The 5,412-nt window shown below is 58.7% G+C and carries 3 protein-coding genes; 2 read left to right on the top strand and 1 reads right to left on the bottom strand.

The annotated features are described in order from the left end of the window. Positions 1-847: 847 nt before the first annotated feature. Both A1355_RS06575 and A1355_RS06570 read left to right on the top strand, forming a co-directional pair. Positions 848-2,617: a PAS domain S-box protein gene (locus A1355_RS06575; protein WP_231883588.1), complete on the top strand. Its 1,770-nt coding sequence runs from the start codon at positions 848-850 to the stop codon at positions 2,615-2,617. Between the two features lie 21 nt (positions 2,618-2,638). Continuing rightward, the gene (locus A1355_RS06570; protein ID WP_064026236.1) at positions 2,639-5,113 is read left to right on the top strand and encodes an EAL domain-containing protein; all 2,475 of its coding nucleotides are present in this window, start codon (positions 2,639-2,641) and stop codon (positions 5,111-5,113) included. A 70-nt stretch (positions 5,114-5,183) separates the two neighbouring features. On the opposite strand, the gene A1355_RS26040 is transcribed toward A1355_RS06570, so the two are convergent. Next, positions 5,184-5,412: hypothetical protein (locus A1355_RS26040; RefSeq protein WP_231883587.1), on the bottom strand; the 229-nt coding region annotated here is incomplete at its 5' end.

Here is a 5,412-nt window from a genome sequence, read left to right as displayed (position 1 = left end):
CTGTTAAAGGACCGCTTACCTAAAACCGAAGCGAGGCGGTTCGATTTCGACGGATTCTCGCTCGATAACCAAGGATTGATCTTCCGACATCGGCGGGCTGCCCGGCGCTTAACACCGCATGCGGAGGCCAACGGGTTTTGGCCGTGTATACGCCGAGATAATTCGCCTTTGCGGCGCCGAATATCCGACCAAAACTCGCGGCGTCCGCGCCGCCGTTTACGCCGACCGCACGTAAAACTCATTCCACCGTACATACCATCGTCCCGACCGCGTTTTATCGGGATTCGACCGCGCCTTCGTAACCGCCGAGCGGACGGCCGAGCGTGTCGAAGGTACGTTCGGATGTCGCGGCGGTACGTTCGAAGCGTTGGAGCGTGCCTTCCGGTGATTTTTATGTGTGGTCGGCGTCTTTTAAAACGCGGCCGCAGCCGTTGGAAGCGCGGGCGAAGCCTGCGGCCATGCGATCGGGGCGTTTTAATATCGAAAATTTGCCGACGGGCAAGTACCGGCCGAGCGATGGCTTGAATTTGCTGTGAACGTCGGTGGGTGAAGTCTGACGCCACGGACGGGTTTAAGCCTACCCTCCATGGCACTGGATGCCCGCTTCCCGGTGGTTTTGAACAACGCTGACAGATAAGAACTAGCGGAGCGAATCTGTCCGCTACAGACGGATTTAAGCCTACCCTTCATGGCACTGGATGCCCATTTCCCGGCGGGCATGATGGTCTTGAACAACGCTGACAACCAAGCACTATCGGCGGATTTCAAGCGCGGCGGATTTAAGGTGTTCGAATCAGACCGATGATCTATGATTAGGGACTCTTACAACCAATCAGAGGGGGCTGGGATGTCGACCACGCCGCATCCGGATAATGCCGCGCCTTTCCAAGCCGCCGTGTTGGCGGCACTGGCCAAGCAATATTGCGTGTTGGACGCCGACGGCAAGGTCGTGCACGTCAGCGAAGCCTGGTTGGCGTTCGACCAAGCACACGCCAACGCCAAGCCGGCTCTGCGACTCGGCCAACACTATCCGGACCTGCTCGCCGCCGGCCTGACCAACGACAGAGGCGGCCAGGCGTTTTACGACGGCATCTTGGCGGTGTTGAACGGTTCGCGGCCGGAATTTTCGTTGGAGTACGCGTTTCGTACCGCCACCGGCCAACTGTGGTTTACCGGAAGAGTCGCGCGCTTCGCCGAGCCGGCCTTGGGCGCGGTCATCGTCATCCACGAAAACATTTCCGAATACCAACACCTGGAGAACCGGTTTCGGCAGGCGGTGGAAGCGGCGCCGAACGCGATCGTGATGGTCAACGAATCCGGTTGCATCGTCATGGTCAACGCCCAGACCGAGCTGTCGTTTGGGTACACCCGCGCCGAACTGATAGGCCGGGCCGTGGAAATGTTGGTGCCCGAGCGGTTTCGCGGCGGCCATGCCGACTTCCGTCGCGCCTACTTCGCCGATCCGGTGTCGCGGCCGATGGGCGCCGGCCGCGATTTATACGGGAGGCGCAAGGATGGCAGCGAATTTCCGGTCGAGATCGGCTTGGGCCTGATCGATAGCCACGATGAAACCCTGGTGCTGAGTTCCATCGTCGACATCACCGCCCGCAAACGCCTGGAACATCGATTTCGGCAGGCGGTCGAATCCGCGCCCAATGCCATCGTCATGGTCAACGAGTCCGGCACGATTTTGATGGTCAACGCGCAAACCGAGACTTCGTTCGGTTACTCGCGCACCGAGTTGCTGGGGCAGCCGGTCGAGGTATTGGTTCCGGAACGCTTTCGCGGCGGACACGTCGCCGCTCGCCAGGCTTATCTGGCCGATCCGGTGTCCCGGCCGATGGGCGAGGGCCGGGATTTGTTCGGCTTGCGCAAGGACGGCAGCGAATTTCCGGTCGAAATCGGCCTGGGGCTGATCGATGACGAGAACGGCACCATCGTCCTCAGCTCCATCGTCGATATTACCGAGCGCAAAAACGCCCACGACCGCTTGCGCCAAGCGCTGACCGAAAAAGAGGTGTTGTTGAAGGAGGTCTACCACCGGGTCAAGAACAACCTGCAGGTGGTTTCCAGTCTGATCAACCTGCAAGCCGCCAGCGTGACCAACGCGGAAACCGCCGACCTGCTCCAGCAAAGCGCCGACCGGATCAAGGCCATGGCGCTATTGCACGAGAAGCTGTATCAATCGAAGGACTTGGCGAAAATCGATTTCAACGAATACATTCGCAGTTTGGTCGATCACTTGTTATTCGGTTACGGCGCGCATGCGGGCAACATCGGGATCGAAATGGCCATAGACAATGTGTTTCTCGGCGTGGATACCGCGATTCCCTGCGGCCTGATCATCAACGAATTGCTGTCCAACGCGCTCAAGCACGCGTTTCCCGGCCATCGCGCGGGTCAAGTGAGCATCGCTTTCAGCCTGCGGCTGGGCGAATACTGCCTGACGATCGCCGACGACGGCGTCGGTCTTCCCGAGGCGCTGGACTTTAAAAACACCGGCTCGCTGGGCTTGCAATTGGTGGATACCTTGACTCATCAATTGCTCGGCGGGATGGACTTGAACCGGACCGCGGGCACGGCGTTCACGCTGCGTTTTCCGGAAAATCCGCAATAACCCGATAACGAGGGGGCGACGATGCAAGCCAGCAAAATCCTGATTGTCGAAGACGAAGGCATCATCGCGATGGATATCCGCAGACAGTTGGAAGGCTTCGGCTACCAAGTGGTGGCGACCGCGTTTTCCGGCGGCCAGGCCATCACGTTGGCCAACCAGCATAAGCCGGACTTGGTGATGATGGACATCGTGTTGAAGGGCGAGATGGACGGCATTAGCGCCGCGCAAGCTATTGTCGAATCGTTGCGGATTCCGGTGATTTTTCTGACGGCTTACAGCGATTCCGCGACATTGGCGCGGGCGAAAGCCACCGGCGCCTACGGCTATTTGATCAAGCCGTTCCGGCCGGACGAACTGCATGCTTCCATCGAAGTGGCGTTGTACAAGTATCAATTGGAACGCAAGCTCAAGGAAAGCGAGCAGTGGTTCGGTAAAACCCTGCGCTGCATTAGCGATGCCGTCATCGCCACCGATACCGACAGTAGGGTTCGGTTTATGAACCCGGTGGCAGAGGACGCGACCGGCCAAAGTTTGGAGCAGGCCAAGGGGCGCCGAATCGAGGAGCTGATGACACTGGTTTCCGAATCGGACCGGGGCGTGGTCGAAAACCCGATTATCAGCACCCTGAAAAGTCTGGAGGTCACAGCGCTGGAGCGTGCCACGATACTGGTCAATCCGCAGGGAACCGAGTTTCCGGTGGACGACGGCGCCGCGCCCATCATCGACGACGACGGCACCTTGTTCGGCGCGGTCATGGTGTTTCGCGACATCACCGCCCGCCGGGAAATGGAAAATTTACTGCGGGAAAGCGAAGAGCGCTTTCACAGCTCGTTCGAGATGGCCGCGATCGGCATGGCCTTGGTGTCGTTGGACGGCGCTTTTCTGCAAGTCAACAACGCGTTGTGCGACACCTTCGGTTACGGCCGGGCGGAGTTGTTGAGCGGCAGTCTGCGGATGTTGCTGCCGGAAGGCGAGCATCCCTTGCTCGATCAATGCTTGCGTCAACTGTTGGCCGACGAACGGCCCACCTTTCAAATCGAATTGGAATGCACGCACAAAACCGCCGGCAAGCGGGTTTGGACGCTGTGGAGCGCCTCGTTGGTGCGCGGCCCGGACGGCGTGCCGCAATATTTCATCGTGCAGGTCCAGAATATCAGCAACCGCAAATACGCCGAACAGCAACTGATTTACTTGGCCAATCACGATCCGCTGACCGGGCTGCTCAATCGCGATCAATTTCATGCCCGGCTCACTCAAGCGCTGTCGGCCGCCCGCCGGCACGGCAGCAAGCTGGCTTTGATGTTTCTGGATTTGGATCGCTTCAAATTGATTAACGACACCTTGGGCCACCGCTTGGGCGACTTGTTGCTGCAAGCGACCAGCGATCGCTTGAAAAGTACCGTGCGCGGCAACGACGTACTGGCCCGCTTGGGCGGCGACGAATTTATCGTATTGCTGAACGACATCACTCACAGCGACGACGTGGCGCGCATCGCCCAGAAGACCATCGATATCCTCACTCAACCGTTTACGTTGGAAGGCAACGATCTGGTGGTCACCGCCAGCGTCGGCATCAGCGTGTTTCCCGACGACGGTAAAGACAGCCACACCCTGCTGATGAACGCCGACACTGCGATGTATCTGGCCAAGGAGCGCGGCAAGAACAACTATCAATTTTATACGCTGGCGATGACGGAGCGCTCGTTGGAACGGATGACCGTCGAACGCGGCTTGCGCCGCGCGCTGGCCGAGCGGGAATTGCGCCTGCACTTTCAAGTGCAGATAGACAGCGTCAGCGGTCTGGCGACCGGCGCGGAAGCCTTGGTACGCTGGCAGCACCCGGAATGGGGACTGGTTTATCCGGACCGCTTTATTACCGTCGCCGAGGAAACCGGGCTGATCGTGCAAGTCGGGGCTTGGGTATTGCGCGAAGCCTGTTTGCAGGCCAAGGCTTGGATCGAAAACGGCGGACCGTTCGCCAGCGTGGCGGTCAATGTCTCGGCGCGCCAGTTTTTGGAAGCGAATTTGTTTCAAACGGTGAGGGATATTCTGAGCGAAACCGGTCTGAATCCTAACGCGCTGGAATTGGAAATCACCGAGTCGGCGGTGATGCAAAACCCGGAAAGCACGTTACAGGTACTGCGCCAGTTTCAGGCCTTGGGCGTGCGGCTGAGCATAGACGATTTCGGTACCGGTTATTCCAACCTGACCTATCTGTACCGGTTTCCGGTACAGAGCGTCAAAATCGATCGCTCCTTCGTCATCGGTCTGGCCGACGACGGTAGCAGCAAAACCCTGGTCAGGGCGATCGTCGCGCTGGCCCACGAGCTAAGGCTGTCGGTGGTGGTCGAGGGCGTGGAGACCGCCGAGCAACTGGCCTTTTTAACGGCGCAAGGCTGCGATTCGCTACAAGGTTATCTGTTCAGCCGGCCGGTCAGCGCCGAACAATTCTCGCAGGCCTTTATCGGCGCCGGGCTCAGGAGCCACTTGCCTTAAGCCGTAATGTCGTTAGGTTAAGGTTTGACCGTTCGCCCTGAGCCTGTCGAAGGGTGAATGGTTAAGTCGTTCATGGTTCGACAGGGCTCTCCTGAGCGCAGTCGTAGGACTCACCACGAACGACTCGACTTAACCTAAAAAGAGCAGTTTGGCGATGAAAAATCCCGTTCGTCCTGAGCTTGTCGAAGGGCGCGCGGGATTTTTCATTCACCCGTTTGGTGAGTGTATTGCGAGCCGTCCATGCTTCGACATTGCTCAGCACGAACGGCCCGCAATACACGCCAACTGCCCTTTTTAGG

Source organism: Methylomonas koyamae, assembly GCF_001644025.1.
Lineage (GTDB): Bacteria > Pseudomonadota > Gammaproteobacteria > Methylococcales > Methylomonadaceae > Methylomonas > Methylomonas koyamae_A.
This window is presented reverse-complemented; position numbering and strand designations above follow the sequence as displayed.

What these genes read in the sequence shown, in the direction of transcription:
- A1355_RS06575 (WP_231883588.1), top strand. Translation starts at nt 848, where the DNA reads ATGTCGACCACGCCGCATCCGGATAATGCCGCGCCTTTCCAAGCCGCC.
- A1355_RS06570 (WP_064026236.1), top strand. Translation starts at nt 2,639, where the DNA reads ATGCAAGCCAGCAAAATCCTGATTGTCGAAGACGAAGGCATCATCGCG.